Annotated in this window: 27 protein-coding genes; 21 read left to right on the top strand and 6 right to left on the bottom strand. The window is 62.3% G+C overall.

Annotated elements, in window-relative coordinates; genetic code table 11:
* The first annotated feature begins 58 nt into the window (after positions 1 to 58).
* The 16 genes from AC1MEK_RS28100 (at position 59) to AC1MEK_RS28025 (ending at position 15,757) form a co-directional block, all read left to right on the top strand.
* A complete protein-coding gene (locus AC1MEK_RS28100; RefSeq protein WP_480399522.1) occupies positions 59 to 475 on the top strand; it encodes a DUF2946 domain-containing protein in 417 nt (138 codons plus the stop codon).
* 54 nt (positions 476 to 529) lie between these two features.
* Positions 530 to 1,003, top strand: coding sequence for a copper chaperone PCu(A)C (locus AC1MEK_RS28095; protein ID WP_480399521.1), 474 nt, complete (start codon positions 530 to 532; stop codon positions 1,001 to 1,003).
* Positions 1,004 to 1,032: 29 nt separating this feature from the next.
* Positions 1,033 to 1,488 carry a DUF2946 domain-containing protein gene (locus tag AC1MEK_RS28090; protein ID WP_480399520.1) on the top strand — a complete coding sequence of 152 codons (456 nt, stop codon included), beginning with the start codon at positions 1,033 to 1,035 and terminating at the stop codon, positions 1,486 to 1,488.
* Between the two features lie 87 nt (positions 1,489 to 1,575).
* Positions 1,576 to 2,949, top strand: coding sequence for a PepSY-associated TM helix domain-containing protein (locus AC1MEK_RS28085; RefSeq protein ID WP_480399519.1), 1,374 nt, complete (start codon positions 1,576 to 1,578; stop codon positions 2,947 to 2,949).
* A 1,141-nt stretch (positions 2,950 to 4,090) separates the two neighbouring features.
* Positions 4,091 to 5,356, top strand: coding sequence for an urea ABC transporter substrate-binding protein (gene urtA, locus AC1MEK_RS28080; RefSeq protein ID WP_480399518.1), 1,266 nt, complete (start codon positions 4,091 to 4,093; stop codon positions 5,354 to 5,356).
* Positions 5,357 to 5,538: 182 nt separating this feature from the next.
* Positions 5,539 to 7,131, top strand: coding sequence for an urea ABC transporter permease subunit UrtB (gene urtB, locus AC1MEK_RS28075; RefSeq protein WP_480399517.1), 1,593 nt, complete (start codon positions 5,539 to 5,541; stop codon positions 7,129 to 7,131).
* Positions 7,131 to 8,210: an urea ABC transporter permease subunit UrtC gene (urtC, locus tag AC1MEK_RS28070; protein ID WP_480399516.1), complete on the top strand. Its 1,080-nt coding sequence runs from the start codon at positions 7,131 to 7,133 to the stop codon at positions 8,208 to 8,210. Before urtB ends, urtC begins: the two co-directional genes overlap by 1 nt.
* Before the next feature lie 13 nt (positions 8,211 to 8,223).
* The gene (gene urtD, locus AC1MEK_RS28065; RefSeq protein ID WP_480399515.1) at positions 8,224 to 9,078 is read left to right on the top strand and encodes an urea ABC transporter ATP-binding protein UrtD; all 855 of its coding nucleotides are present in this window, start codon (positions 8,224 to 8,226) and stop codon (positions 9,076 to 9,078) included.
* Positions 9,079 to 9,216: 138 nt separating this feature from the next.
* Complete coding sequence (urtE, locus tag AC1MEK_RS28060; RefSeq protein WP_480399514.1) at positions 9,217 to 9,915, top strand: urea ABC transporter ATP-binding subunit UrtE; 699 nt, start codon at positions 9,217 to 9,219, stop codon at positions 9,913 to 9,915.
* A gap of 48 nt (positions 9,916 to 9,963) precedes the next feature.
* Entirely contained in the window at positions 9,964 to 10,809 is an 846-nt protein-coding gene (locus AC1MEK_RS28055) for an urease accessory protein UreD (RefSeq protein WP_480399513.1), read from the top strand.
* 164 nt (positions 10,810 to 10,973) lie between these two features.
* Positions 10,974 to 11,276: an urease subunit gamma gene (locus AC1MEK_RS28050; protein WP_274136241.1), complete on the top strand. Its 303-nt coding sequence runs from the start codon at positions 10,974 to 10,976 to the stop codon at positions 11,274 to 11,276.
* A gap of 30 nt (positions 11,277 to 11,306) precedes the next feature.
* On the top strand, positions 11,307 to 11,849 hold the full coding sequence (locus AC1MEK_RS28045; RefSeq protein WP_480399512.1) for an N-acetyltransferase family protein: 543 nt from the start codon (positions 11,307 to 11,309) through the stop codon (positions 11,847 to 11,849).
* A 26-nt stretch (positions 11,850 to 11,875) separates the two neighbouring features.
* Positions 11,876 to 12,412, top strand: coding sequence for a GNAT family N-acetyltransferase (locus tag AC1MEK_RS28040; protein ID WP_480399511.1), 537 nt, complete (start codon positions 11,876 to 11,878; stop codon positions 12,410 to 12,412).
* Positions 12,409 to 12,714, top strand: a complete 306-nt coding sequence (locus AC1MEK_RS28035; protein WP_480399510.1) for an urease subunit beta — start codon at positions 12,409 to 12,411, stop codon at positions 12,712 to 12,714. The genes AC1MEK_RS28040 and AC1MEK_RS28035 overlap by 4 nt, the downstream gene beginning before the upstream one ends.
* Positions 12,715 to 12,716: 2 nt before the next feature.
* The gene (gene ureC, locus AC1MEK_RS28030; protein WP_480399509.1) at positions 12,717 to 14,417 is read left to right on the top strand and encodes an urease subunit alpha; all 1,701 of its coding nucleotides are present in this window, start codon (positions 12,717 to 12,719) and stop codon (positions 14,415 to 14,417) included.
* Positions 14,418 to 14,623: 206 nt separating this feature from the next.
* The gene (locus AC1MEK_RS28025; RefSeq protein ID WP_480399508.1) at positions 14,624 to 15,757 is read left to right on the top strand and encodes a sensor histidine kinase; all 1,134 of its coding nucleotides are present in this window, start codon (positions 14,624 to 14,626) and stop codon (positions 15,755 to 15,757) included.
* 196 nt (positions 15,758 to 15,953) lie between these two features.
* Here AC1MEK_RS28025 and AC1MEK_RS28020 read toward each other — a convergent pair whose 3' ends face one another.
* Positions 15,954 to 16,253 (bottom strand): chaperone modulator CbpM, encoded by a 300-nt coding sequence (locus tag AC1MEK_RS28020; RefSeq protein WP_480399507.1) that lies wholly within the window; start codon positions 16,251 to 16,253, stop codon positions 15,954 to 15,956.
* A 17-nt stretch (positions 16,254 to 16,270) separates the two neighbouring features.
* Positions 16,271 to 17,224, bottom strand: a complete 954-nt coding sequence (gene cbpA, locus AC1MEK_RS28015) for a curved DNA-binding protein (protein ID WP_480399506.1) — start codon at positions 17,222 to 17,224, stop codon at positions 16,271 to 16,273.
* Between the two features lie 289 nt (positions 17,225 to 17,513).
* On the opposite strand from cbpA, the gene AC1MEK_RS28010 reads away from it, so the two are divergent.
* Complete coding sequence (locus tag AC1MEK_RS28010; protein WP_480399505.1) at positions 17,514 to 18,779, top strand: Hsp70 family protein; 1,266 nt, start codon at positions 17,514 to 17,516, stop codon at positions 18,777 to 18,779.
* A gap of 126 nt (positions 18,780 to 18,905) precedes the next feature.
* Here the strand turns inward: AC1MEK_RS28010 and AC1MEK_RS28005 are convergent, their stop codons facing one another.
* Both AC1MEK_RS28005 and AC1MEK_RS28000 read right to left on the bottom strand, forming a co-directional pair.
* Positions 18,906 to 19,916, bottom strand: a complete 1,011-nt coding sequence (locus AC1MEK_RS28005) for an AI-2E family transporter (protein ID WP_480399504.1) — start codon at positions 19,914 to 19,916, stop codon at positions 18,906 to 18,908.
* Between the two features lie 214 nt (positions 19,917 to 20,130).
* Positions 20,131 to 20,421, bottom strand: a complete 291-nt coding sequence (locus AC1MEK_RS28000; protein WP_480399503.1) for a PsiF family protein — start codon at positions 20,419 to 20,421, stop codon at positions 20,131 to 20,133.
* Between the two features lie 151 nt (positions 20,422 to 20,572).
* On the opposite strand from AC1MEK_RS28000, the gene AC1MEK_RS27995 reads away from it, so the two are divergent.
* Positions 20,573 to 21,475: a DMT family transporter gene (locus AC1MEK_RS27995; protein ID WP_480399502.1), complete on the top strand. Its 903-nt coding sequence runs from the start codon at positions 20,573 to 20,575 to the stop codon at positions 21,473 to 21,475.
* Here AC1MEK_RS27995 and AC1MEK_RS27990 read toward each other — a convergent pair.
* Positions 21,461 to 22,348, bottom strand: a complete 888-nt coding sequence (locus tag AC1MEK_RS27990; protein ID WP_480399501.1) for an esterase/lipase family protein — start codon at positions 22,346 to 22,348, stop codon at positions 21,461 to 21,463. The two genes, AC1MEK_RS27995 and AC1MEK_RS27990, sit on opposite strands and share 15 nt — an antisense overlap.
* 195 nt (positions 22,349 to 22,543) lie before the next feature.
* Between AC1MEK_RS27990 and AC1MEK_RS27985 the strand changes: the two genes are divergently transcribed.
* Positions 22,544 to 23,077 (top strand): ferritin-like domain-containing protein, encoded by a 534-nt coding sequence (locus AC1MEK_RS27985; RefSeq protein ID WP_480399500.1) that lies wholly within the window; start codon positions 22,544 to 22,546, stop codon positions 23,075 to 23,077.
* Positions 23,078 to 23,277: 200 nt separating this feature from the next.
* Here the strand turns inward: AC1MEK_RS27985 and AC1MEK_RS27980 are convergent, their stop codons facing one another.
* The gene (locus tag AC1MEK_RS27980; RefSeq protein WP_480399499.1) at positions 23,278 to 25,344 is read right to left on the bottom strand and encodes an AsmA family protein; all 2,067 of its coding nucleotides are present in this window, start codon (positions 25,342 to 25,344) and stop codon (positions 23,278 to 23,280) included.
* A 340-nt stretch (positions 25,345 to 25,684) separates the two neighbouring features.
* Between AC1MEK_RS27980 and AC1MEK_RS27975 the strand changes: the two genes are divergently transcribed.
* The gene (locus tag AC1MEK_RS27975) at positions 25,685 to 25,954 is read left to right on the top strand and encodes a hypothetical protein (protein WP_480399498.1); all 270 of its coding nucleotides are present in this window, start codon (positions 25,685 to 25,687) and stop codon (positions 25,952 to 25,954) included.
* Positions 25,955 to 26,194: 240 nt separating this feature from the next.
* The gene (locus tag AC1MEK_RS27970) at positions 26,195 to 26,827 is read left to right on the top strand and encodes a TetR family transcriptional regulator (RefSeq protein WP_480399497.1); all 633 of its coding nucleotides are present in this window, start codon (positions 26,195 to 26,197) and stop codon (positions 26,825 to 26,827) included.
* The last annotated feature ends 35 nt before the right edge of the window (positions 26,828 to 26,862 follow it).

Raw genomic sequence — 26,862 nt, 5'->3', positions numbered from 1 at the left:
ACACATCGCCGCACCCAGCCTTTTTACATCTCCCGCCCATTCAGGCTAAATGGCCGGCATGAACGCACAACAACAATCCCTTCAGAGTTTCAAGCGGCGCCGGGCCTTTGCCTGGATCGCCTGCTTCGTGCTGCTGTTCGGGATGTTGGCGATGCCGATGACCCCGACCATGCCGCGCACTCAGGGCGAGCAGGTGTTGTGGGGCAGTTTCTGTACGAGCAACGGGCCGCGTCTGGTGGCCACGAACATTGCGCCGGCCGATCGGCAGGCGCCGGATCGGGGCGATCACGGGGCGATGCAGCATTGCCCTTGCTGCTCAGGGGCGCTGACGATGGTGGCGGTTCCGGCGGGCAATCAGCTGGGTTTCATCGCTTTCATACAGCCCGTTCGTCTGCCCGATTCGGTGCTGGTCTTTCACGCCCCGCCCCGGGTCTTGTGGCCCAACCTCAGTCCCAGAGCCTCCCCTCGCGTCTGATCGTTCGTTCACGCTCTGAATTGCGTATCTGAATGGATTGGAGAGGGGTCACCCATGCTGAAAAAGTTCCTGTTGCTGGCAGCGCTGCTGTTGCCGGCCTGCTATGTTGATGCTCATGAGTATGCAAAAGGCCATCTTGCAATCGCCCACCCGTGGTCGATGGAGCTGCCGCCGAATGCGCCCACGGTTGCGGCGTATTTCGTGATCAGCAATGCAGGCCCCGATGCCGATCGCCTGACCGGTGTCGACAGCCCCATTGCCGGCACCGCTCAACTGCACGAGCACACGATGAAAGACGGCCTGATGAAGATGCAGCAGGTGCAGACGGTGGGGATCCCGGCGGGTGGCGCGGTGACCTTCGCGCCCATGGCTTACCACGTCATGCTGCTGGATCTTAAGGACCGCTCGAAGCTTGTTGATGGCCAGAAGTTTCCCCTGACCCTGCACTTCGAGAAAACCGGCGACGTGACCGTCGATGTCATGGTGCAGAAACAGTCACCAGACGCAGCTCCGGCCCACGTTCATTGATGGCAGCTGACCGTCGAAGCTGAAGCGACATGAAACCCGTAACCGCGATCCGCGCTCACTCCACCCAGGCATCCCGCACGTCGTCGGCGACCTGGCTGAGCCTGTTCGCCATGCTGATGATCTTCATCGGCCCGCTGATTTCCCAGTCGATGCCGATGGAGCATCACAGCGGGATGTCGATGTCGGGCTCGATGTCGTCAGGCATGGACATGTCGCAGCCCATGCACATGGAAGCGGGCGACCATAACGGTCATCACGCGGACTCCCCTGACGTCGCCTCCGTAGACCATGTGATCTGGGCCAAGTGTGGCTACTGCACCCTGCTGTTCAGTTGCCCGGCCCTGACCCAGACGCTCGCGGTCGTTGCGCCAATCCCGCCCAAACCTGCCGACTTCTACAACGCGGCCCCGCAACAAGGGCACGCGCAAAGAAGCATCTTCCCCAACGCCCGCACCCGCGCCCCGCCGCTCTCGTCCGTCGCCTGAACCTTAAAAAAAGATTTCGTATCCGCTGGCCGCCTGTGCGCCGCCTGCGCGTTGCGCCGTGTTCTTCCCTGACGGGAGCGTTGCATCATGTCCAAACCCAACGTGTCGTTCTATAACCTGGCGTGGCGCTGGCATTTCTATGCCGGCCTGTTCGTCGCCCCTTTCATGATCATGCTGTCGCTGACCGGCATGGTTTACCTGTTCAAGCCTCAGCTCGATTCGCTGATGTACAGCGACCTGCTGACCGTCAAACCGGCCCACCACCTGCTCAGCGCCGACGCGCAGCAACAGCGCGTGCTCACCGCTTACCCACAGGCGCCGATCAGCAAATACCTGCCGCCAGTGAATGCCGAGGGCAGCGCGCAGTTCGTGATCAAGAAAGACGGCCGCGAAACCAACGTGTTCGTCGATCCCTACACCGGCAACATCCTCGGCACCCAGGACGCCAAGAACAACCTGCAGGCCATGGCTCGCGAGATTCATGGCGAGCTGATGGTCGGCACGGTCGGCGACCGGCTGGTCGAGCTGGCCGCCGGCTGGGGCATCGTATTGGTGGTATCCGGCCTGTACCTGTGGTGGCCGCGCGGGCGCTCTTCCGCTGGCGTGCTCTTTCCACGCATCAGCGCCCGCGGACGCGTGCTGTGGCGCGACCTGCATGCCGTGACCGGTTTCTGGGGTTCGGTGGCGCTGCTGTTCATGCTGCTCAGCGGCATGACCTGGACCGGCATGTGGGGCAAGGTCTACGCCGATGTGTGGAACACCTTCCCGGCAGCAATGTGGAATGACGTGCCCAAGTCTGCCAAGCAGGCGGGCGATCTGAACAATGCCGCCGTGCAGACCGTGCCATGGGCCATGGAAAACACCCCGATGCCAGTGTCCTCAGGCGATCACGCCGAACACATGAACCACGGCGGCATGTCTGCAGCGCCGGCGGCGCCTGTGGTGAGCCTGCAACAGGTGGTCGACATCGCCCGCGAGCGCAAGATCGAACCGGGCTACAGCATCAGCGCACCGAAAACCGCCGACGGCGTGTTCACGGTTTCGGTATTCGCCGACGATCCGCGCAACGACGCCACGCTGCATATCGACCAATACAGCGGCAAGGTGCTGGCGGATGTGCGTTACGCCGATTACAGCGCCGTTTCCAAGGCGACCGAGCTGGGGGTGATGCTGCACGAAGGCAAGATGTTCGGCCGGTTCAACCAGTTGGTGATTCTGTTTATCTGCCTGATGGTGTTGCTCAGTTCCGTGAGCGGGATCGTGATCTGGTGGAAGCGTCGGCCGCAGAACGGCTTTGGTGTACCGCCGCTGCGTCATGACCTCCCACGCTGGAAAATTGCGACTATCGTGATGGTGGTACTGGGCGTTGCCTTCCCGCTCGTCGGGATTTCCATGCTGGCAGTATGGTTGCTCGATCGGATAGCCCTTTCGCGCTTTGCCAAAACGGCGGCAACAGCTTAGATTGCGTCCTGCGGGGCCTGGAACCTTTTTGAGTGGTTTAGTGATGAATTCCTCCTCAGTTCCGGTTTCAGGCCCCGCTCTTTGTTTTTTTTCTGCGCTTTTGCGCGCGGCCTCAGGTTTGAACTTGATTACGCGGCGTGTCAGTTAGAGCTGATGTGTTCTTTCGTTTTGCCTCCGGCGGGTCACTTTCGAAAAGCGCGAAAGTAACCAAAGCGCTTTTGCTCCTGGTTTGGGTCCTCCTCCGTCGGACTACCTTCACTCCGGTCCCGCTCCGTGGGCCCGGCGCGAATGGGCCATCCATGGCCCCGCGCCTCGCGCGGCATCCTGCCGCTTGACCCACTCCGCGAGACCTCCGTTCAGCCTGCACCCAAGTCGCGATTTGTGTCGTCTGGGCTGTCGCGCATGAAGATCAAAAGCCAGATCAAAAGCGCACAAACACCACCGTCCCGTAGCAGCCGGGCTTGCCCGCGGGTCGCCCTCAAGATCGCCCCGCCGGCAAGCCGTGCTGCTACGGTCGGGAGTTACCCGTGATTTTGATTTTGGCTTTTGATGTTCTGCCGAATTGAATCCAACGGTGAGGTCGGGCCCCGTTCCAGAAGGCCGAATGGAGGTATTGCGTAGTGGGCTGCCGGGCATGGATGCCCGGCAAGCCGCTGTGGGCCATGGATGGCCCATTTGCGGCGTGCCCACTTCGCGGTGCCGGAATGAGGGTAGTCCGAGCCTAGGCGAGGACCCGTATGGCGGGGAGGGCCTTTTTGGTTACTTTTTTGGCTCTTGAAAAAAGTGACCCGCCGGAGGCAAATCGAAAGAACAATCGAGTTACACCTGACACACCACACAACGAGATTTCACGACGATTTCGTCGCCGATCGCTGGCAAGCCAAGCTCCTACGGGCTGCGCCCAGAATCAAAAGAAATCCTGTCGACTCCGACAACTTCTGCGCACCACATCGGCGCACCCTGCGCACCCTCGCATCAAACGAATCCCAGATTGGTGCAAAGCGCTTTGCGAATATTCCGAATCCCCTTGATTCAACAGCATTTTCTGCCTTGGCCCAGCCTTTGCTATGACCTCATCAGCCTCAACTCCCGGCACCGCCAACCGCCGTCATTTCAAAAAATCGAAGAATGGAGCTAGCCAATGAAGCGTCGCAGTTTGCTTAAAGCGTTCACCTTGTCCGCCTCGATCGCCGCCATGGGCATGACCTGGACCGTCCAGGCCGCCGAAACCATCAAGGTCGGCATTCTGCATTCTTTGTCCGGCACAATGGCCATCTCCGAGACCTCGCTCAAGGACATGGCGCTGATGACCATCGACGAAATCAACGCCAAGGGCGGCGTCAATGGCAAGAAACTCGAAGCGGTAGTGGTCGACCCGGCCTCGAACTGGCCGCTGTTCGCAGAGAAGGCCCGCCAGCTGCTGACCCAGGACAAGGTCTCGGTAGTGTTCGGCTGCTGGACCTCGGTGTCGCGTAAATCGGTGCTGCCAGTGTTCGAAGAGCTCAACGGCCTGCTGTTCTACCCGGTGCAGTATGAAGGCGAAGAAATGTCGCCGAACGTGTTCTACACCGGCGCGGCACCCAACCAGCAGGCGATTCCTGCGGTCGAGTACCTGATGAGCGAAGACGGCGGCGCGGCGAAGCGCTTCTTCCTGCTGGGCACCGACTACGTCTACCCGCGCACCACCAACAAGATCCTGCGTTCGTTCCTGCACTCCAAAGGCGTGAAGGACAGCGACATCGAAGAGGTCTACACCCCGTTCGGCCACAGCGATTACCAGACCATCGTGGCCAACATCAAGAAGTTCGCTGCGGGCGGCAAGACTGCGGTGATCTCCACCGTCAACGGCGACTCCAACGTGCCGTTCTACAAGGAACTGGGCAACCAGGGCCTGAAAGCCACCGACGTGCCGGTGGTGGCCTTCTCGGTGGGCGAAGAAGAACTGCGCGGCGTCGACACCAAACCGCTGGTGGGCAACCTGGCGGCCTGGAACTACTTCGAGTCGGTGAAGAACCCGGTCAACAGCAAGTTCGTGGCGGACTGGAAAGCCTACGCCAAGGCCCACAACCTGCCGAACGCCGACAAGGCCGTGACCAACGATCCGATGGAAGCCACTTACGTCGGCATCCACATGTGGGCGCAGGCGGTCGAGAAAGCCAAGTCCACCGATGTGGATAAAGTCCGCGAAGCCATGGCCGGCCAGACCTTCGCCGCGCCGTCGGGCTTCACCCTGGAAATGGACAAGACCAACCACCACCTGCACAAGCCGGTGATGATCGGCGAGATCAAGGCCGACGGTCAGTTCAACGTGGTCTGGAAAACCAAAGAGCCGCTGCGTGCCCAGCCGTGGAGCCCGTTCATTCCGGGCAACGACAAGAAGCCGGACTATGCGGTGAAGAGTAACTAAGCAACACCGGGTTCCAGCCGGACGCAAATGCTCCGGCTCAACATCCACCTGTGGGAGTGAGCTTGCTCACGAAGGCGGCGTGTCAGGCAGCTCGCCGTCACCGAGATATTGCAATCGTGAGCAAGCTCACTCCCACAGGTTCCTCATGACGCAGGTCATGCAGGTGCTTCCAGGACACCGATATGCCCAGAATTCTCCACCGCCTCATGCTCACGCTGAGCCTGCTGCTACCCTTCGCAGCCCACGCCAGCGATGCCGGCGACTTTGTCGCTGCCGAGTCTTCCGAACGCGCCGAACTGCTCGAAGCCTGGGCCGCCCGGCCTGACCCGGCGCGCGTCGGGCTGCTGGTTGCGCTGCAGGAAGGCCGCGTGGCTGCCGACAGCAGCAACCGCGCGTTCATCCAGAACAGCGACGACAGCTTCATCCCCGTCGACCCGGATGCCCCGGCGCTGGCCGATGCGCCCAACCCGGACGAGCCTCAGGCCATCAGCCTGAACAACCGTCTGCGCGGCCTGATCGAAACCGCGCTGGCCAGCCACCAGCTGCTCGCCGCCGACGCCAAACTGCGCCTGGCCGCTGCCCTGACGTTGCAAAAAAGCGCCCGCCCTGCCCAGCTGCAGCTCTTGATACAACAAGTGGCCAATGAAAAAGACGACGCCGTGCATTCGGCGTTGAATCTGGCGCTGGCCAACCTGCAGCTGGTCGACACCAGCCCGAGCGTGCGCTTGGCCGCCGTGCGGTTGCTGGGTGAAACCGGCGACCCGCTGGCCCGCACTCGCCTGGAAAACCTGCTCGAACCCAACGTCGAAACCGACGCCACGGTACGTCTGGCCGCCGAAACCAGCCTGGCGCAGGTCAAGCGCAAGCTCATGATCGGCGAGGTACTGGGCCAAGTGTTCAGCGGCGTGTCGTTGGGCTCGATCCTGCTGCTCGCGGCCTTGGGCCTGGCGATCACTTTCGGCCTGCTGGGCGTGATCAACATGGCCCACGGCGAGATGCTGATGCTCGGCGCCTACGCCACCTACGTCGTGCAGCTGATGTTCCAGCGTTACGCACCCGGTGCGATCGAGCTGTATCCACTGGTTGCGCTGCCGGTGGCGTTCTTCGTCACCGCCGGCGTCGGCATGATTCTGGAACGCAGCGTGATTCGCCATCTCTACGGCCGCCCGCTGGAAACCCTGCTCGCCACCTGGGGCATCAGCCTTGTGCTGATCCAGTTGATCCGCGTGCTGTTCGGTGCGCAGAACGTTGAAGTGGCCAACCCGCAGTGGCTGTCGGGCGGCATTCAAGTGCTGCCCAATCTGGTGCTGCCGTACAACCGCATCATCATTATCGGTTTCGCGCTGTTTGTCGTTGCGCTGACCTGGCTGTTGCTGAACAAGACCCGCCTGGGCCTGAACGTGCGCGCCGTGACCCAGAACCGCAACATGGCCGCCTGCTGCGGCGTGCCGACCGGGCGAATCGACATGATGGCCTTCGGGCTCGGTTCCGGCATCGCCGGCCTGGGTGGCGTGGCGCTGAGCCAGATCGGCAACGTCGGCCCCGACCTTGGCCAGAGCTACATCATCGACTCCTTCCTGGTGGTGGTGCTCGGCGGCGTCGGGCAACTGGCCGGTAGCGTCATGGCCGCGTTCGGCCTGGGCATCGCCAACAAGCTGCTCGAACCGCAGATCGGCGCCGTGCTGGGCAAGATCCTGATCCTGGCGCTGATCATTCTGTTTATCCAGAAACGTCCGCAAGGGCTGTTCGCGCTCAAGGGACGGGTGATCGACTGATGAACCAGCCACTGATGGTTACCGCCGCGCAACGCGCTGGCACCAAAGTCACGATCTCGGTGGGCGCGGTCATCCTCGCCCTGCTGATCGCCCTGCCGCTGCTTTCATTGTTGCCTGAGGGCAACAGCCTGCAAGTGTCGGCCTACACCCTGACGCTGGTGGGCAAGATTCTCTGCTACGCCATCGTCGCCCTGGCGCTGGATCTGGTCTGGGGTTACGCCGGGCTGTTGTCGCTGGGCCACGGCCTGTTCTTCGCCCTGGGCGGTTACGCGATGGGCATGTACCTGATGCGCGAAGCATCCGGCGACGGCCTGCCGGCGTTCATGACCTTTCTGTCGTGGACGGAGCTTCCGTGGTACTGGGTCGGCACCCAGCATTTCCTCTGGGCGATGTGCCTGGTGGTGCTGGCGCCGGGCTTGCTGGCGCTGGTGTTCGGCTTCTTCGCCTTCCGCTCGCGGATCAAGGGCGTGTATTTCTCGATCATGACCCAGGCCCTGACCTTCGCCGGCATGTTGCTGTTCTTCCGCAACGAGACTGGCTTTGGCGGCAACAACGGCTTCACCAACTTCCGCAGCATCCTGGGCTTTGGCATCACCTCCCAAGGCACTCGTGCGGTGCTGTTTCTGCTGACCGTCTTGCTGCTGGTGGGCAGCCTGTACACCGGCTGGCGCCTGGCCCGCAGCAAGTTCGGCCGAGTGCTGACTGCGGTGCGTGATGCGGAAAACCGCCTGATGTTCTGCGGCTACGACCCGCGCGGGTTCAAGCTGTTCGTCTGGGTGTTGAGCGCCGTGTTGTGCGGCCTGGCGGGCGCGCTGTATGTGCCGCAGGTGGGCATCATCAACCCCAGCGAAATGTCGCCGACCAACTCCATCGAGGCCGCCGTCTGGGTCGCGCTGGGCGGGCGCGGCACACTGATCGGCCCGCTGTTGGGCGCAGGCCTGGTCAACGGCATGAAGAGCTGGTTCACCGTGGCCTTCCCCGAATACTGGCTGTTCTTCCTCGGTGCGCTGTTCATCGTGGTGACGCTGTACCTGCCCAAGGGCGTGATTGGCCTGATCAAGAAAAGGGGCGAGCAATGACAAGGGGTGAAGCATGAAGAGCACACCGACTCCCGCGTTCGACCCGGTGCTGGACCCGAACAGCGACGCCGGCACCAGCCGCGACGCCATCGGCCTCGGGCAGATTGCAGGCTCCGGCCTGAACACGCTGCACGGCACCATTCTGACCCTGGAAGACATCAGCGTCAGCTTCGACGGTTTCAAGGCGCTGAACGATCTGAACCTGTACATCGGCGTCGGCGAACTGCGCTGCATCATCGGCCCCAACGGCGCGGGCAAGACCACGCTGATGGACGTGATCACCGGCAAGACCCGCCCCACCCACGGCAAGGCCTGGTTCGGCGAGACGCTGGACCTGACGAAAATGAGCGAAGTGCAGATCGCCCAGTCCGGCATCGGCCGCAAATTCCAGAAGCCCACCGTGTTCGAGGCCCTGAGCGTGTTCGAAAACCTGGAGCTGGCGCAGAAGACCGACAAGTCGGTGTGGGCCAGCCTCAAGGCGAAACTCAACGGCGAGCAGCGCGACCGTATCGACGAAGTGCTGGAGACCATTCGCCTGGGTACTTCACGTTCGCGCCCGGCGGGTTTGTTGTCCCACGGTCAGAAGCAGTTTCTGGAGATCGGCATGTTGCTGGTTCAGGACCCGCAGTTGCTGCTGCTCGACGAGCCGGTGGCGGGCATGACCGACGCCGAAACCGAATTCACCGCCGAGCTGTTCAAGGGCCTGGCGGGCAAGCACTCGCTGATGGTGGTCGAGCACGACATGGGTTTCGTCGGCACCATCGCCGACCATGTGACCGTGCTGCATCAGGGCAGCGTGCTGGCGGAAGGGTCGCTTGAGGACGTGCAGGCGGATGAGCGGGTGATCGAGGTGTACCTCGGGCGTTAGAACAACCCCTGTAGGAGCGAATTCATTCGCGAAACGGTGGTACATCCGACACATCCCCCAGCGCCTGCAAAACCGATTCGCGAATAAATTCGCTCCTACAGTGGACCGCGATAGCCACAACAGAAGGGAACGGCCCTTATGCTCCAGGTTGAAAAGCTTCACCAGTTCTACGGCGGCAGCCACATCCTGCGCGGCCTGTCCTTTGACGTGAAGGTCGGCGAGGTCACTTGCCTGCTCGGGCGCAACGGCGTGGGCAAGACCACGTTGCTCAAAGTGTTGATGGGCCTGTTGCCGGCCAAGGAAGGTGCGGTGCAATGGGAAGGCAAGCCGATCACCGGTTTCAAGCCGCACCAGCGCGTGCAGTCGGGCATCGCCTATGTGCCCCAGGGCCGGGAGATCTTCGGGCGCCTGACCGTCGAGGAAAACCTGCTGATGGGCCTGTCCCGCTTCAGCGCCAAAGAGGCCAAGCAAGTGCCGGCGTTCATCTACGAGCTGTTCCCGGTGCTGTTGCAAATGAAGCACCGCCGCGGCGGGGACCTCTCGGGTGGCCAGCAGCAACAACTGGCGATCGGGCGCGCACTGGCGAGCCGTCCACGCTTGCTAATTCTCGATGAGCCCACCGAAGGCATTCAGCCTTCGGTGATCAAGGAAATCGGCGCCGTGATCAAGAAGCTCGCCGAGCGCGGCGACATGGCCATTCTGCTGGTGGAGCAGTTCTATGACTTTGCCGCCGAGCTGGCCGATCAGTACATCGTCATGTCCCGCGGCGAGATCATTCAGCAGGGCCGTGGCGAGAACATGGAAGCCGAAGGCGTGCGCGGTCTGGTGACCATCTGACGCGGCCATCGGTTAAGGTAAGTGCCTTCGAAAAACGATCACGACTTTATGAATCTTCCTGCCCACACCGCGCTGTTCACCCCCAGCTGGCACGCCGAGCTGGAGCTGGGCTATGGCCGTTTTGCAGACAGCACCCGGCCGGTTCAACGCCGCCACAAAGGGCCATTGCGGGTGCAGAAGCACCTGTACGCCGAAGGGCCTGAAGTCTGCCAGCACATCATCGTCCACCCACCGGGCGGGATTGCCGGCGGCGACCGGCTGGACATCAGCGCCAGCGTTGGCGTGGATGCCTGGGCGCAGCTGACCAGCCCCGGCGCGGCCAAGTGGTATCGCGCGGCAAGCCCGGCCTATCAGCAGCTGGAGCTCAAGGTAGCACCCGGAGCGACCCTGGAATGGCTGCCACAAGAGACGATCGTGTTCAGCCAGGCCCAGGCCGAACTGACCACCCGCATCGACCTTGAAGGCGATGCCCGGCTGTTCTATTGGGACGTCGTGGCGCTGGGGCGCCCGGCCAGTGGCGAACGCTTCGATCAGGGCCACTTCCAGGCGCATCTGGATATCCGCCGCGATGGCAAGCTGCTATGGCACGAGCGCCAGCGCATCGTTGGCGACGATGGCCTGCTGGACTCGCCCGTAGGACTGAATGGCAAACCGGTGTTCGCGACGTTGATCGTGACCGGCGAGATAGACAATGAGCTGATGGAGCGCTGCCGCGAACTGGCTGAACATTCAGCGGTGCGCGGCGACCTCAGCCAGTTGCCCGGCCTGCTCATCGCCCGCTGCCTGGCCGACGAGGCGCTGCACGCCCGGGCCTGGCTGATTGCCTTGTGGAAATTGCTGCGCCCGGCGCTATTGGGCCGCGAGGCCGTGCCGCCCAGAATATGGAGCACATGACCGCCGCCGGTCCCCTGTGGGAGTGAGCTTGCTCACGAACGCTGATTAACAGGGCCTGAAGATGCGTCGAATGCACCGGCCTGTTCGTGAGCAAGCTCACTCCCACACTTGATCATTTACATGATTCAACGCTTTCAATAACCGATTTTGAAACGGAAAAACACATGGATCTGACCCCACGCGAAAAAGACAAGATGCTGATCTTCACCGCAGGTCTGGTTGCCGAGCGGCGGCTGGCTCGCGGGTTGAAACTCAACTACCCGGAAGCCATGGCCTTCATCTCCGCCGCGCTGCTGGAAGGCGCGCGCGATGGCCAGACCGTCGCCGAGCTGATGCATTACGGCACCACCCTGCTGACCCGCGAACAGGTGATGGAAGGTGTCCCGGAAATGATCCCGGAAATCCAGGTCGAGGCGACCTTTCCCGACGGCACCAAGCTGGTCACCGTGCACCAGCCGATCGCCTGACAACTGCTTTTTGAACAAGTGAAAACGAACATGACGTATACGATTCGTGACGCGCTGCTGACTGACATGCCTGCCGTGCTGGACATCTACAACGACGCCGTCCTCAACACCACGGCGATCTGGAACGAACAACCGGTGGACCTGGCCAACCGCGAGACGTGGTTCGCCGCGCGGCAGACCCAGGGCTACCCGATTCTAGTGGCGGTGGATGCCGCTGATCAGGTGCTGGGCTATTCCTCGTTCGGCGACTGGCGCCCGTTCGAGGGCTTTCGCCACACCGTGGAGCACTCGGTCTATGTGCGCGCCGATCAGCGCGGCAATGGCCTGGGCCCGCTGCTGATGAAAGCCCTGATCGAACGCGCCCGCGCCTGCGACAAACACATGATGGTCGCGGCCATCGAAAGCGGTAACGCCGCCTCGATCTACCTGCACCAGCGCGAAGGTTTCGTCACCACCGGCCAGATGCCGCAGGTCGGCACCAAGTTCGGCCGCTGGCTGGACCTGACCTTCATGCAGCTCGACCTGTCGCCGGGCGCCTCGGCACCGCCGTCGCAAGCCCCGGCCAAAGCCTGATTGTCCCTCTGAAAGGAATGTCCGCCATGAATGCTGCTCAACTGCGACGCGTTACCCGTGAAAGCTTTGCGCATTACCACCGCGGCTTGGTGGCGTTGTTGCTCGACGCCGTGCAGCGCGGTGCCTCGGTGGGATTCATGGCGAACCTGAACGCCGACGAGGCCTATCAGTGGTGGGACGGCGTCAAGGCCGAGGTCGAGCAGGGCAACGTACTGCTATGGGTCGTGGTTCAGGAGGAACAGGTACTGGCCACGGTGCAGCTTGCCTTGTGCCAGAAAGCCAATGGGCTGAACCGCGCCGAAGTGCAGAAGTTGTTAGTGATGAACCACGCCCGCCGCCACGGTCTGGCCACGCAACTGATGAGCGCGGTCGAGCAGGCGGCGTATCAACATCAGCGCGGCTTGCTGTTTCTGGACACCCTGGCCGGCTCCCCCGCCGAAGATTTCTACCGCGCGCTGGGCTATCAGCTGTCCGGCAAGCTGCCCGACTACGCCTGCAACCCCGACGGCGAGTACCACGCAACGGCCATCTACTACAAATTACTGTCGAGGAAGAGCGCATGATTCCTGGTGAATACCAGATCCAGCCCGGCGAGATCGAACTCAACGTGGGGCGCCGCACCGTCACCCTGAGCGTCGCCAACAGCGGCGACCGGCCGATCCAGGTCGGCTCGCATTTCCACTTTTTCGAAACCAACGACGCCCTCACCTTCGACCGCGCCGCCAGCCGCGGCATGCGCCTGAACATCCCGGCCGGCACCGCCGTGCGCTTCGAGCCGGGACAGGCGCGGGAGGTCGAGTTGGTCGACCTGGCCGGGCATCGCCGGGTGTTCGGCTTTGCCGGGCGCGTGATGGGGGATCTGTGACCATGAAAATTTCCAGACAAGCCTACGCCGACATGTTCGGCCCCACCGTCGGCGACCGCGTGCGTCTGGCCGACACCGACCTGTGGGTCGAGGTCGAGAAGGACTTCACCGTCTACGGCGAGGAAGTGAAATTCGGCGGCGGCAAGGTCATCCGTGATGGCATGGGCCAAGGCCAGCTGACCGCTGACGAGGTGGTCGACACGCTGATCACAAACGCGCTGATCATCGACCACTGGGGCATCGTCAAGGCCGACGTGGGCCTGAAGAACGGCCGCATCGCCGCCATCGGCAAGGCCGGCAACCCGGACATTCAACCCGACGTGACCATCGCCATCGGCGCCGCCACGGAAATCATCGCCGGTGAAGGCATGATCCTCACCGCAGGCGGCGTCGACACGCACATCCACTTCATCTGCCCGCAGCAGATCGAAGAAGCGCTGATGAGCGGCGTGACCACCATGATCGGCGGCGGAACGGGCCCGGCCACCGGCACCAACGCCACCACGGTCACCCCCGGAAAATGGCACATGATGCGCATGCTGCAGGCCGCCGAAGCCTTCCCGATGAACATCGGTTTCACCGGCAAGGGCAACGTCAGCGTGCCGGAGCCGTTGATCGAACAAGTGAAAGCGGGCGCCATCGGCCTCAAATTGCACGAAGACTGGGGCACCACGCCTGCGGCCATCGACAACTGCCTGAGCGTCGCCGATCAGTACGATGTGCAGGTGGCGATCCACACCGACACCCTGAACGAGTCCGGCTTCGTCGAAACCACGCTGGGCGCGTTCAAGAACCGCACCATTCACACCTATCACACCGAAGGTGCAGGCGGCGGCCACGCCCCGGACATCATCAAGGCCTGTGGCTTTCCCAACGTGCTGCCCAGCTCGACCAACCCGACTAGGCCGTTCACCCGCAACACCATCGACGAGCACCTGGACATGCTCATGGTCTGCCATCACCTGGACCCGAGCATCGCCGAGGACGTGGCCTTCGCCGAAAGCCGCATCCGCCGCGAGACCATCGCCGCCGAAGACATCCTCCACGACCTGGGCGCGTTCTCCATGCTCAGCTCCGACAGCCAGGCCATGGGCCGCGTCGGTGAGGTGATCCTGCGCACCTGGCAGACCGCCGACAAGATGAAACGCCAGCGCGGCCCGCTGCCGGGCGACGGCGAAGGCAACGACAACTTCCGCGCCAAACGCTACATCGCCAAATACACCATTAACCCGGCGATCACTCATGGCATCAGCCACGAAGTGGGCTCAATCGAAGTCGGCAAGTGGGCGGACCTGGTGCTCTGGCGCCCGGCGTTCTTCGGGGTCAAACCGACGCTGATCCTCAAGGGCGGCTCCATCGCCGCCAGCCTGATGGGCGACGCCAACGCCTCGATCCCCACCCCGCAACCGGTGCACTACCGCCCCATGTTCGCAAGCTTCGGCAGCAACCTGCACGCCAGCAGCCTGACCTTCATCAGCCAGGCCGCGATGGACGCCGGCGTTCCTGAGCAACTGGGCCTGAAAAAGCAGATCGGCGTGGTCAAGGGCTGCCGCAGCGTGACCAAGGCCGACTTGATCCACAACGACTACCTGCCGCAGATCGACGTCGACCCGCAGACCTATCAGGTCAAGGCCGACGGCGTGCTGCTGTGGTGCGAGCCTGCGGATGTGTTGCCGATGGCGCAGCGGTATTTTCTGTTCTAGCGAAAACGCGTAGAAAGCACGACTCTCTGTGGGAGTGAGCTTGCTCACGAAAAGGTCGGATCAGTCGCCACCGATGTGACGACACGATCTCTTCGTGAGCAAGCTCACTCCCACAGTACTTATGATGTTTTTACCTGTTCTTCCCGCCACAAACTGGCGCTAAGATGCCCCATCTCCCGCAGTGCCTGTGAGCAAGGAATCTGCCCATGCGTCTTTCCGATTTCATCGTGCAGAACGTGGACCGCATCGTCGATGAGTGGGAGAAGTTCGCCGCGACCATGACCCCGGCCGCCGAGACGATGAACCGCGTGGAGCTGCGCGATCACGCCAAATCCATCCTGCTGGCTGCCGCGCGGGACATGAACACTGCGCAGACCAAGGCCGAGCAGATCGCCAAGTCCGAGGGCGAGGATGTGGGCAAGACGCCGAGCCTGGATCAGGCGGCAGCCAGCCATGGCGAGTTGCGCCATACGGTCGGCTTCGATCTGGTGCAGATGACCTCGGAGTTTCGCCACCTGCGCGCCACTGTGATCCGATTCTGGGTCGAAAGCCTGGATTCGCCGCAGATCGCCTACTTTACCGACATGATCCGCTTCAATGAGGCGATCGACGAAGCGCTGGCCGAATCCACCGCCGCCTACGCCGAACGCGTCACCCGCTCGCGGGATATCTTTCTGGCGATTCTCGGCCATGACCTGCGCGCGCCGTTGCAGGCCATCGGCATGTCGTCCGACTTGCTGCTGCGCAAGGCCGGCCTGGCCGACGCAGACCTTTCCTACGTCAAACGCATCAGAAGCAGCAGCCGGCACATGGCGACCATGGTCAGCGACTTGCTGGAATTCGTGCGCAGCCGCCTGGGTGTGACCCTGCCGGTCGAACGCAAACCCATGGACATGACCCTGGCCTGCCGCGAGGCCATCGAGGCGGCCAGCGCCGGGCAGCCGGACTGCGACCCCGAGTTCAGCAGCGAAGGCGAAACCCGCGGTGAGTGGGACCGGGCGCGGATCGATCAGATGCTGCAGAACCTGATCGGCAACGCCCTGCAGCACGGCGCCGCGACCCACAAAATCAGCGTCAGGCTGGTGGGCGGCGACAACCATGTGAGTCTGTCGGTGCACAACGACGGCGAGCCGATCGCCCAGGAAGCCATCGGCAGCATTTTCGATCCACTGGTGCGTTCACTCAATGAGGAGGCGGGCACTCACAATCCGTCGACCAGCCTGGGATTGGGGTTGTTCATCGTCAAGGAAGTGGTCAATGCCCATGAGGGGAGCATTACCGTGACCTCGAACTTCGGGGACGGGACGACGTTTACCGTGGTGTTGCCAAAAAACGCCTGAGGACCGCTACATCGTTGCCTTTGATTCTGGCCGAAGGCCGTGGGAGCGTAGCTTGCTCGCGATCTGCTGCGAAGCAGCAGCAAAACCAGACGACTGCGTCATTTCTGACATACCGAGATAAATGGATTTACTGCCGCTTCGCGCCAGATCGCGAGCAAGCTACGCTCCCACGCCCTCCGGGCAGAAGCTGAGCGCGTCAATCCTGAAGAAAACGCCCCAGCCGCTGCTTGAGCATGCGGTTCTCGGCCCGCACCTGTTCCAGCTCTTCGAGCAGGTTCAGCGCCAGGGCGACGCCGTCCCACTCCAGTTCCAGCTCGTGATGCAACTTGACCGCGCGCTTGGCGACCGACAGCGAGTCGGTATCGAACAGCCATTCATCCGGCCGCCTGCCCCGGGGTTCGACTATGCCGTGTTCGACGATTTCCATGACATAGGCGACGGGCAAGTCGACTACCTGACAGAACTCCTGCATGTCTACGACCAGGGTGTTGCGCATGATCAGTTACTCCCCAATTAGCTGCTCCACTGAGCCCTTGGGTCGAACGCAGCCTTCTCGGCCAGCTTCTCCCACAGTGCACGGGTGGCGTCATCGGTGGTCTTGGGCATGACGATCTTCAACTGCGCGAACAGATCGCCTCGCTCGCCCTTCTTGTTCAACAGACCATTGCCTTTGACTCGCAGTCGCTGCCCGCTTTGGCTGTCCGGACGAATGGTCAGGTTGATCTTGCCGGTCAGGGTCGGCATCGCGACCTTGGTCCCCAGCGCGGCCTCCCACGGGGCCAGCGGTACGGTGATGATCAGGTCATGACCTTCGACGTCAAACTTCGGATGCGGCGCCAGACGAATGGTCAGGAACAGATCGCCGTTTTCCCCGCCCGCCACACCCGGCGCGCCCTGGCCCTTGAGGCGAATGCGCTCGCCGTCGGTGACACCCGCCGGGATCTTCACGTTCAGGTTCTTGGTGATGTCGGCCATGCGCTGCCCGTTGGCGGCGTGCTGCGGCACCTTGAAGCTGATCTTCTTGGATTCGGTGGACAGGGTTTCTTCCAGGAAAATCGCCAGTTCCAGTTCCACGTCCTGCCCTCTACGGCCCGAGCTGCGCGCACGCCCGCCCTGTGGCCCGCCACGGTTGCCGAAGATCGAGCTGAAGAAGTCGGAGAAGTCGCCGCCCTCGAAGCCACCGCCGCCAAAGCCCTGCCCCGCGCCGCCGCGCCCCTGCCAGCCCGGAGGCGGCTGGAAGCGGCCGTGCTGGCCGTACTTGCGGATGTCGTCGTACTCGGCACGCTTTTCAGGATCGCTCAGCGCTTCGTAGGCCTCGCTGGCCTCTTTGAATTTGTCCTCGGCGCCCGCTTCTTTGCTGACGTCCGGGTGATACTTGCGCGCGAGCTTGCGATAGGCGGTCTTGATCGTCTTCTCGTCCGCCGTCGGCTCCACGCCAAGAATCTTGTAATAGTCTTTGAAGTCCATCTAACGGTCACCCATTCCGGAGAATCCAGCACATCTCGGTCTGCGTCATCAGATGAGAACGTTCGCTGCGCTGAATGTTGCAAGGTTATCGGCACACGGCCTCGCGAGCTTGAAACGGGTGTTCAAACCGGCCGAATGCATTGAGAGTTGCCTGCAAGATTGGGGGGCGAACGCCCGACTTCAAGGCCTCGGAGCAGAAATAGCCTGATAAACCGACGTTTCGCGCTACGCATCCGGCGCGCTCTCGCATACACTGCGCGGCCGTTTTTTTGACCGGAACGCAACGAACATGAGTACCCCATCCCCAGCCCGTGCCCTTGGCATCGACTTCGGCACCTCCAACTCCACGGTCGGCTGGCTGCGCCCCGGAGCGGAAACGCTGATCGCGCTGGAGGACGACAAGATCACCCTGCCCTCGGTGGTCTTCTTCAACATCGAGGAGCGTCGTCCGGTCTACGGCCGCCTGGCCCTGCACGAGTACCTGGAAGGCTACGAAGGCCGCCTGATGCGCTCGCTCAAGAGCCTGCTGGGCTCCAAGCTGATCAAGCACGACACCAGCGTGCTGGGCACGGCCATGCCGTTCAAGGACCTTTTGGGCCTGTTCATCGGCGAGCTGAAAAAGCGCGCCGAGGCCGCTGCCGGTCAGTCGTTCGAGCAAGTGGTGCTGGGCCGCCCGGTGCATTTCGTCGATGACGACGCCGCGGCCGACCAGGAAGCCGAAGACACCCTGGCCGACGTCGCGCGCAAGATCGGCTTCAAGGACGTGTCGTTCCAGTTCGAGCCGATCGCCGCGGCCTTCGACTACGAGTCGACCCTGGACCGCGAAGAGCTGGTGCTGATCGTCGACATCGGCGGCGGTACCTCGGACTTCTCGCTGGTGCGCCTGTCGCCCGAGCGCCGTCTGGTCGATGAGCGCCAGAGCGACATTCTCGCCACCGGCGGCGTGCACATCGGCGGGACCGACTTCGACAAGCAGTTGAGCCTGCAAGGCGTGATGCCGCTGTTCGGCTACGGCAGCCGCATGAAAAGCGGCGCCTTCATGCCCACCAGCACCCACATGAACCTGGCGACCTGGCACACCATCAACTCGGTGTACTCGCAGAAATCCCAGCTGGCGCTGGGCAGCATGCGCTACGACATCGAAGACACCCTGGGCATCGACCGTCTGTTCAAGCTGATCGAGCAGCGCGCCGGGCACTGGCTGGCGATGGAAGTGGAAGAAACCAAGATCCAGCTGACCCACGCCCACAACCGCGTGGTGCCGATGGAGCGGATCGAGGCGGGCCTTGCTGCCGACCTGACCCGCGAGCTGTTCGAGGCGTCGATCGAATCGCTGCTCGAGCGCGTGCGCGCCAGCGTGACGCAACTGCTGGGCGATGCAGGCGTGGGTGTGACCGACGTCGACACCGTGTTCTTCACCGGCGGCTCCAGCGGCATCCCGGCCCTGCGCAACAGCGTGGCGGCCATGCTGCCGAATGCGCGGCATGTGGAAGGCAATATCTTCGGCAGCATCGGCGCCGGGTTGGCGATCGAAGCGAAGAAGCGTTACGGATAACGGTGCCTTCACATAACCTGTAGGAGCGAATTCATTCGCGAAGGGACCGAACCTCCGACACATATGCATCGGATGTACCACCGCATCGCGAATGAATTCGCTCCTACAGGGGGCGGGCGGTGAAGATCAGACCAACTCCGCCCTGCGCAACTCGCTCTTCAGATACGCATAGAAAATCGGCCCTGCCACCACCCCCGGCAGGCCGAACGCCGCTTCGAAGATCAGCATCGCCAGCAGCAGCTCCCACGACTTGGCACTGATCTGCCCGCCGACGATCCGCGCGTTGAGGAAGTACTCGACCTTGTGGATGACGATCAGATACCCCAGCGCCGCGAACGCCACCCAGATCGACAGCGACATGCCGACGATGAAGATCAGCGTGTTGGACATCAGGTTGCCCACCACCGGCAGCAGGCCGAGCAGGAAGGTCAGCACGATCAGGGTCTTGGTCAGCGGCAGGTGCACGCCACACAGCGGCAGGATCACTGCCAGGAACACCGAGGTGAACGCCGTGTTGAGCGCCGAAATCTTGATCTGGGCGAAGACGATATTGCGAAACGCCTGGCTGAGCAGGTGCAGGCGCTCGAACAGAGCGGCGGCCAGCGGCTTGCGTTTGGAGATATCGGGGATGCGCTGCAGGGCGATGATCGCGCCCAGGATCATGCCGATCAGCAAGGTTACGAACATGTGCGCGGCGCCCTTGCCGAGCATCTGCAACTCACCGATGTGCTTGGTCAGCCAGGCACTGAGCGAGGCCTGGAATTCAGTCGCGCTGGCAGGCAGGTAACCGTCGATGAACGGCGGTAGCTGGCCGCGCGCCCGGTCCACCAGGGTCATGAATTTGTCCAGCGAGGCGCCGGGGTTTTCCGCCTCGTGCAACACGAAGCTGATCGCGCCGGCAAACAACAGCGCCAGCACACTGACCACCAGCGTGCCGAGCAAGGCCACGGCCAGCCAGCGGGCACGTTCGCCGGCGATCAGGCGTTGCAGTTGCGGGGTGAGCATGTCGACCAGTTCATAGACCAGCAGCCCGGCCAGCAGGCTGGGCAGCAATTTGAGCGGTAACACCAGCAGCAGGCCACCAAACACCAGAATGCAGCTGGCCAGATACACTTGTCGCGGCGAAAACGTTGGCATACAGCCTCAAAACATACGGCTCGGAAAGATTGGCAGTCTGCCAGCGTTCCCGGTCCAGAACCAGCACCCGCCATTGCCGCCAATCATTTCCCGGTAATGTCCGGATCGACCTGTAGGAGCGAATTCATTCGCGAAAAATGGGCCAGACGATAGAGATGTATCGCCGGTACCAACGTTTCGCGAATGAATTCGCTCCTACAGGTCCGTGCCGAATTTATTTCTTCTTCAGGCAATCACTCATGAACGCCTTGCGCGCATCGCCCTTGAGCGCCTGGGTGGTGGCGGTGGCGTTGCAGGTCTTCATCTTGTCCTGTTGGGTGGCGGGTGCAGCGGGCGCGGCCTTGAGGCAGGTGCTCATGAACGCCTTGCGCTCGTCGCCCTTGAGGGATTTGGCCGTGGCGTCGGCGTTGCAGGTGGTCATCTTGTTCTGCTGCGCGGTGGCGGCAAACCCTTGAGCACACAGCAACAAGCCCATAACCAGCAGAGGAACACGCAGCATTTTCATTGGCATTCTCCAGAACCGCCGCGTCTATTCGCAGCCGTGAAAGCAGTGTAGTCAAATATTATTGCGGCATATTTCAGAGAAACCGCCCTTTGCGGTAGACGCGAGGTTCGCCACGTCGATAATGGCCGTTCACTTCGCAAACGGCTCACCGATGCAATACCTCTATCCCCTCTTCACCGTCATGCTCTGGGCGGGCAACAACGTCATCACCAAGGCCGCTGCCGGGCGAATCTTTCCGGCGGAGATCGGCTTCTATCGCTGGCTGCTGGCGGGCCTGTTGTTCACCCCGTTCCTGCTCGGCCCTGTGCTGCGCAATCGGGCGCAGGTCAGGCCGATTCTGGGCAAGGTCGCCGTGCTGGGCGTGCTCGGCATGGCGGTTTACCAGAGCCTTGCGTATTACGCGGCGGGCATTACCACGGCGACCAACATGGGGATCATTCTCTCGCTGGTGCCGGTGATGACCCTGGGCCTGTCGATCGTCACGCTCGGTACGGCGCTGACCGCAGGGGCCCTGGTTGGCGCGGCAGTATCATTCGCCGGGGTTCTGCTGGTGGTGTCCCAGGGCAGCTGGACAGTCCTGGTGGCCCATGGCGTGAACCTGGGCGACGCGATGATGCTGATCGCCGCCTTCGCCTACGCCGCCTACAGCACGCTGCTGAAGACGTGGCAGTTGCGCATGCCGCCGTTGCAGTTGCTGTACCTGCAGGTGCTGGTGGCCATTGTCGCGCTGTTCCCGCTCTACCTGCTCTCGCCCAAGACCGGCCTGAACGCCAGCAACATCCCGCTGGTGCTGTACGCCTGCATCCCGGTGTCGATGATCGCGCCGCTTTTGTGGATGAAAGCCATCACGCTGCTGGGCCCGAGCCGCACCACGCTGTTCTTCAACCTGGTGCCGATCCTCACCGCGCTGGTGGCCGCACTGGCACTGGGCGAGCAACTGGCGCTGTATCACTTCATCGGCGGCGCGCTGACCCTCAGCGGCGTGATCCTCGCCGAGCGCTGGACCACGCCATTGCGCAGCAAGCCTGCGGCCCTTTCGTCAAAGGCCGACTGACTTGAGCCGTGCGGCGTGTTCCATGAACAGCCGCACCGGTTCCGCGCCCTTGCCCACCAGCCCCAAGTGCTGATTGACGATGTCGAAGTGGTCGAGGGGGAAGTCATCGCCGATCACTGTTCCCAGGTGCGAACTGAAGCGCCCGACCATGCCATCGCACTCCCGCTCGCGGGTGAAGGTGCGGGCGAACAGGCGGCAGGTCAGGTTGGTGCTGTCGAACAGGTTCTTGCCGCGATCGGTTCGCCTCGGCTGCAAGGTGCCGGACCACGAGTAATAGCGCACGCCGTTGACCAGCTCGGGCCCCTGCCCGCCCCAGGTTTCAGGCAAACCCTGGGGGAACATCGCATTGAACTTGGCAACGCCCTTGGAAGTGAGCGAGCCGTGGGCCGCGTGCACGTCGGTGGGCAGCCGGGTGCCGCGGTAGCCGGTGTCGAACAGCGCCAGCGCCAGGGTGCTCAGGCGGATCAGGCCATGCACCATGCGCCCGCGCAGTTTGCTGTAGGGGAAGTGTTCTTCGAGAAAGTCGGCCAGTTCCGAGCCGTGATTGGGGCCCGCCACCGAGGTCACTGACGCCACCAGATCCGGCCGCACGCCTGCCACGTAACGAATGGTCAACGCGCCCTGGCTGTGGCCGATCAGGTTGACCTTTTGCGCGCCGGTTTCGCGCAGGATTTCCTCGATGCGCCCCAGCAACTGCTCGCCACGAATCTCTGAAGAGTTCACCGCCGAGACCATCACCGGAATCACCGTCGCCCCGCCACGGCGCAACGCCGAAGCGATGCCGAACCAATACGGATAAACCACCAGTTTCACGAACCCCAACAACCCCGGCACCAGAACGATCGGGTAGCGGGTGGCCTGCGCTTGCGTCATGGATGGCTTGATCCTTGTCTGATTGCCTTGTACAGACACTAGCTGCAAACCGTTCATCGTTCATGACAACAACTCCGCCCGGGCGAATGCCGCAAAACAGATAAAACTTTTCTCCGCGCGCATGACTCACAGCTTAAGACCCGATCTTGCCCAAGAGCGAGACGGCAATAACCGGATCAGCCCTGGAGATCAATCATGAGCAATGTGCATCAACTTTCCGATGTCAATTCCCTGCGCGCCCGCGCTCGCCAGCACGTCGAGAACGGCGCGGTGACCGAAGGCTACGACGCCGACCGCGAAACCATCCTGCGCCTGCTCAACGAGTCGCTGGCCACCGAATGGGTGTGCGTACTGCGGTACAAACGCCATTACTACATGGCCAAGGGCGTGAAAGCCCAAGTGGCTGCGGCAGAATTCCTGGAGCACGCCAATCAGGAAGCGTCCCACGCCGACATGCTGGCCGAGCGCATCGTGCAGCTGGGTGGCGAGCCCGAGCTGAACCCCGACCTGCTGACCAAGAACTCCCACGCCCAGTACGTGGCCGGCAAGACGCTGAAGGAAATGGTCACCGAAGACCTGATCGCCGAGCGCATCGCGGTCGACAGCTATCGCGAAATCATTCAGTACATTGGCGACAAGGACCCGACCACCCGCCGCATCTTCGAAGAGATCCTGGCCCAGGAAGAAGAACACGCCGACGACATGGCGGATATTCTTGACGGGCTTTGATGTTTGAAGTCGCAAGAAAAAAGCCAAGGCAATTGCCTTGGCTTTTTTGTACCAATGACGCCTGACCGATGAATTCTGCTTCTGGCCGAAGGCCGTGGGAGCCGGCTTGCTGGCGAATGCAGAGTGTCAGGTGTCTCACCGGAGAATGACACAACGCATTCGCCAGCAAGCCGGCTCCCACACGAAATGGCGTACTGGCTTTACTGCACCGTCTTCGGCGCCTTGCCCGCGCGCATCTGTTCGAGCAACGGTGCGCACTGGTTCTGCTCGCCGCCACTCGGCGCCACCAGCGCCAACAACCCCGCCGCAGGCCCGACCGCCGCGCCCAGCAACACCATCCCGGCCCCACGCAAGATCAACGGACCCGACTGCACCCCGGCACTCGGCTTGATGAACGGCCCGCGTACGTACAAGGGCGAACGCAGCGAGAACACCCGGAAGCCTTTGGACTCCGGCGTGATCTTCAGGTCCAGTTGCTCGGCCTTCATGTTCGCCGTGCCGTCGATGTAGATGATCGCGTTCTCGGTGTCGAACACCGACAGCTTGCTGGTCGCCAGGCCGTCCTTGATGGCGAAATTGGACGCGGCGCAATTGATCTTCACGTCCTTGTCGCCAAACAGCGTGCCGACCACGTAGTTACCGACGTTGAGCCCGGCAATCTCCATCAGGTCGCGACTGATCGCGCCGTCGTTGATCAACAACTTCAGTTCACCATTGGCGGTGCCCAGCAACGCGGCAACGGAGTTGCCCTTGCCGCTGATATCGGCGTCGCCGTTGAGCTCACCAAAGCTGGTTTTCATTGGCTCGAAGGTCGGGAACAACTGCTTGAGCTTGAAGTTGCGCGCGGTCAGTTTCGCCCGGCCGTCCAGCGGCTGGGCATGGCCGTTGAGCTTGATATCGGCATCCAGCTTGCCGCCCGCCACGCCAAAACGCAGGGGCTGCATGCTCAGTTGGCCGTCGTTGAGCACCACATGGGTGTACAGGTCGGTGAACGGCAACTCGGCGCTCTGGACGATTTTCTTGCCGGTGAACTCGACATCGGCGTCCATTGCGCTCCAGCGGTCGGTCTTGAACTCCTCGACCGGCAGCACCTTGTCCTTGGGCTGCTTGCTCTCGCCGCCGCGGTTTTTCTGCTCGGCGTTGGAGTCGGCGCCGATCAGCGGCTTGAGGTCGCTCATCAGCAGCTGATTGGAGACCAGCGCGCCGGTGAGTTTCGGACGTGGCTGGCTGGCCACGAAACTCAGGTCGCCATGAATGTCGCTGCTGCCGATCTTGCCGTTGAAGCCCTTGTACTGGAACGCCGCGCCGGCCGGATCATGCAACTTGGCGATCAGCCGGCCATCGGTGGAGTATGGCGGCGAGTCCGGCAAGGTCACGCCAGTGAGCGGATACAGGTTGCCCAGGCTGTCGCCGGAGAGTTTCAGGCGCAGGTCGAGCTCGCCCAGGTTCTGCGGATCGGTCACTGTGCCTGCCACCGCAACCTTGGTATTGCCCGCGCTGACATCGGCCTGCACCGGGAACGGCAAGGCGGCGTCTTTGAGCGCCAGCAACCCGCCTACTTTGCCGCTGCCATTGAGTTTCTGGCCGTGGTACTGGCCCTGGGCCTTGAAGCCGAAGGCATAGTCCTGCGCCGACGCACCCTTGTCCTGAACCTTCTTCGCCTCGCCGCTGCCGACGATATCGCTGAAAGGAATCGGCTTGCCCAGCGGGTCGATGACCACTTCCACCGAGGTGTTGATCATCTGGTCGTTGTAACTGACATAACCTTTGTCGAAACCGATGGAGCCGATGTCCAGCACCCATTTGGAGGGTTCGGCGTTCGGGTCGCTTTTTGGCAAGTCGAACACCCAGTTGGCCCGGCCATCGGCCAGGCGCTCGATTTTCGCGTTGGGTTCGGTCAGGTCGATGCGCGGGATGACCACTTGCTGCGCCAACAGCGGCAGCGGCGCCAGACGCGCCTCCACTCGTTTGAGTGTGACCATCTGCGGATTCTTCGACCATTCAGGGTTGCCCAAGGAGATATCCTCGGCCGACATGTGCGGCCACGGCACCCAGGCCCGCCAGCCGCCTTCATCAGCCTCGCGACGCCAGATCACCGCCAGATTGCCGTTGATGGCGAACGGTCGATGGATTTCGGCAGACACTTTTTCGTTGATGGTCGGCTTGAGCCGGTTCCAGTCGAAGGTAGCGATCACGATGATCAGAATGGCCAGCAACAGCAGCAGAATGCCAACCGTCCAGGCGAAAATCTTGCGTCCTCGCGTCATTGCGTCATCTCCCAAATCCCGACGCACCTTCCCGGGCGCGTCTTGCACGTCATAGCCCGTTCGACTGACAAAAGCCGCGCGGGTTTGATGAAATCCACAAAAATGTCACGGCAGGCCCGTAGCAGCACGGCTTGCCGGCGGGTGCGAGCTCACGGGCCATCCCGCCGGCAAGCCGTGCTGCTACGTTCTTAACGTGCCTGAGACCCCTGATCTAGAGCGGCTGCAACCCCGAATCAATTCCATCGATGGTCACCATCAGCCCTTTGAACTTCTTTATATCGGTGGCGCCAGTAAAATTCGTCCCATGTTCTCTACACGCCCTTTCGAGGAGCAAACATTCATGAAACGCCCACTGATCGCCCTGACCCTTTCCCTCCTCGCCTCGAGCGCGTTCGCCCTGCCTGCCAGCGAACAACCGGTGCTCGGCGAAGTGAAAGCGGCCCAGGAGGTTGGTCTGCCAACCCTGGCCCAAGACAACGCCAACCGCCTGATCAACCAGTATCAGCGTGTGGCCAGCGAAGAAAACTGCGACAGCCTGGCCCACCGCTACCAGCGCGTAGCCGACAACGGCCCGGATCGTCTGGTGCAACAGTATCAGCGCGTTTCCTGATTCAAGGTCCGTCGATCAAGCCCGGCTCCGATGCCGGGCTTTTTCATTCGTACTCGCGGACATCCCCACTTGTAGGAGTGAGCTTGCTCGCGAAAGCGGTTTGTCTGTGCCGCAGATGTTGGATGACACACCGCCTTCGTGAGCAAGCTCACTCCTACAGGTGATTTAATCATTGCGGTTCGACGCACCATAAACGCACCTGTTAGAGTGCGGCCCTTCTCCAAGCAGATACACACGCTCATGTTGCCCCGCGCCGAACAGAAACAGCAGACCCGCCACGCCCTGCTCGATGCAGCCCGGGGCCTGATGGAGAGCGGGCGCGGGTTCGGCAGCCTGAGCCTGCGGGAAGTGGCGAAGACGGCAGGCATCGTGCCCACCGGTTTCTATCGCCACTTCGACGACATGGATCACCTGGGGCTGGCGCTGGTCAGCGAAGTGGGCCAGACCTTCCGCGAAACCATTCGCCGGGTGCGCCACAACGACAACGTCAACAGCGGCATCATCGATGCATCGGTGCGGATCTTCCTCGATGTGGTGGCAGCCAATCGCTCGCAGTTCCTGTTCCTGGCCCGCGAGCAGTACGGCGGCTCGCTGAAAGTACGTCAGGCGCTGGGTGCGCTGCGTGAAGGCATCATCGCGGACCTTGCCACCGACCTGGCGTCGATGCCCAAATTCCACCATCTGAACACCGATGACCTTTCCGTCATGGCCGACCTTGTGGTCAAGAGCGTGTTCGCCATGCTGCCTGAACTCATCGACCCGCCTGCCGTGACCCTGGCCGAACACCTGACGCCACGGGCCAAGATCACCCAGCAATTGCGCTTCATCTTCATCGGCGCCAAGCGCTGGCAGGGGCTGGGCAGTACCGAGTAACCCCAGACGCATTGCGCTTCTGCTTCTGCCGAAGG

The organism is Pseudomonas sp. 2, from assembly GCF_056627435.1.
The sequence above is the reverse complement of the archived record's forward strand: the minus strand, read 5'-3'. Positions and strand labels throughout refer to the sequence as shown.

Excerpts from the sequence above, each read along its gene's own strand:
- AC1MEK_RS28100 (WP_480399522.1), top strand. The coding sequence starts at position 59 with ATGAACGCACAACAACAATCCCTTCAGAGTTTCAAGCGGCGCCGGGCC.
- AC1MEK_RS28095 (WP_480399521.1), top strand. The coding sequence starts at position 530 with ATGCTGAAAAAGTTCCTGTTGCTGGCAGCGCTGCTGTTGCCGGCCTGC.
- AC1MEK_RS28090 (WP_480399520.1), top strand. The coding sequence starts at position 1,033 with ATGAAACCCGTAACCGCGATCCGCGCTCACTCCACCCAGGCATCCCGC.
- AC1MEK_RS28085 (WP_480399519.1), top strand. The coding sequence starts at position 1,576 with ATGTCCAAACCCAACGTGTCGTTCTATAACCTGGCGTGGCGCTGGCAT.
- urtA (WP_480399518.1), top strand. The coding sequence starts at position 4,091 with ATGAAGCGTCGCAGTTTGCTTAAAGCGTTCACCTTGTCCGCCTCGATC.
- urtB (WP_480399517.1), top strand. The coding sequence starts at position 5,539 with ATGCCCAGAATTCTCCACCGCCTCATGCTCACGCTGAGCCTGCTGCTA.
- urtC (WP_480399516.1), top strand. The coding sequence starts at position 7,131 with ATGAACCAGCCACTGATGGTTACCGCCGCGCAACGCGCTGGCACCAAA.
- urtD (WP_480399515.1), top strand. The coding sequence starts at position 8,224 with ATGAAGAGCACACCGACTCCCGCGTTCGACCCGGTGCTGGACCCGAAC.
- urtE (WP_480399514.1), top strand. The coding sequence starts at position 9,217 with ATGCTCCAGGTTGAAAAGCTTCACCAGTTCTACGGCGGCAGCCACATC.
- AC1MEK_RS28055 (WP_480399513.1), top strand. The coding sequence starts at position 9,964 with ATGAATCTTCCTGCCCACACCGCGCTGTTCACCCCCAGCTGGCACGCC.
- AC1MEK_RS28050 (WP_274136241.1), top strand. The coding sequence starts at position 10,974 with ATGGATCTGACCCCACGCGAAAAAGACAAGATGCTGATCTTCACCGCA.
- AC1MEK_RS28045 (WP_480399512.1), top strand. The coding sequence starts at position 11,307 with ATGACGTATACGATTCGTGACGCGCTGCTGACTGACATGCCTGCCGTG.
- AC1MEK_RS28040 (WP_480399511.1), top strand. The coding sequence starts at position 11,876 with ATGAATGCTGCTCAACTGCGACGCGTTACCCGTGAAAGCTTTGCGCAT.
- AC1MEK_RS28035 (WP_480399510.1), top strand. The coding sequence starts at position 12,409 with ATGATTCCTGGTGAATACCAGATCCAGCCCGGCGAGATCGAACTCAAC.
- ureC (WP_480399509.1), top strand. The coding sequence starts at position 12,717 with ATGAAAATTTCCAGACAAGCCTACGCCGACATGTTCGGCCCCACCGTC.
- AC1MEK_RS28025 (WP_480399508.1), top strand. The coding sequence starts at position 14,624 with ATGCGTCTTTCCGATTTCATCGTGCAGAACGTGGACCGCATCGTCGAT.
- AC1MEK_RS28020 (WP_480399507.1), bottom strand. The coding sequence starts at position 16,253 with ATGCGCAACACCCTGGTCGTAGACATGCAGGAGTTCTGTCAGGTAGTC.
- cbpA (WP_480399506.1), bottom strand. The coding sequence starts at position 17,224 with ATGGACTTCAAAGACTATTACAAGATTCTTGGCGTGGAGCCGACGGCG.
- AC1MEK_RS28010 (WP_480399505.1), top strand. The coding sequence starts at position 17,514 with ATGAGTACCCCATCCCCAGCCCGTGCCCTTGGCATCGACTTCGGCACC.
- AC1MEK_RS28005 (WP_480399504.1), bottom strand. The coding sequence starts at position 19,916 with ATGCCAACGTTTTCGCCGCGACAAGTGTATCTGGCCAGCTGCATTCTG.
- AC1MEK_RS28000 (WP_480399503.1), bottom strand. The coding sequence starts at position 20,421 with ATGAAAATGCTGCGTGTTCCTCTGCTGGTTATGGGCTTGTTGCTGTGT.
- AC1MEK_RS27995 (WP_480399502.1), top strand. The coding sequence starts at position 20,573 with ATGCAATACCTCTATCCCCTCTTCACCGTCATGCTCTGGGCGGGCAAC.
- AC1MEK_RS27990 (WP_480399501.1), bottom strand. The coding sequence starts at position 22,348 with ATGACGCAAGCGCAGGCCACCCGCTACCCGATCGTTCTGGTGCCGGGG.
- AC1MEK_RS27985 (WP_480399500.1), top strand. The coding sequence starts at position 22,544 with ATGAGCAATGTGCATCAACTTTCCGATGTCAATTCCCTGCGCGCCCGC.
- AC1MEK_RS27980 (WP_480399499.1), bottom strand. The coding sequence starts at position 25,344 with ATGACGCGAGGACGCAAGATTTTCGCCTGGACGGTTGGCATTCTGCTG.
- AC1MEK_RS27975 (WP_480399498.1), top strand. The coding sequence starts at position 25,685 with ATGAAACGCCCACTGATCGCCCTGACCCTTTCCCTCCTCGCCTCGAGC.
- AC1MEK_RS27970 (WP_480399497.1), top strand. The coding sequence starts at position 26,195 with ATGTTGCCCCGCGCCGAACAGAAACAGCAGACCCGCCACGCCCTGCTC.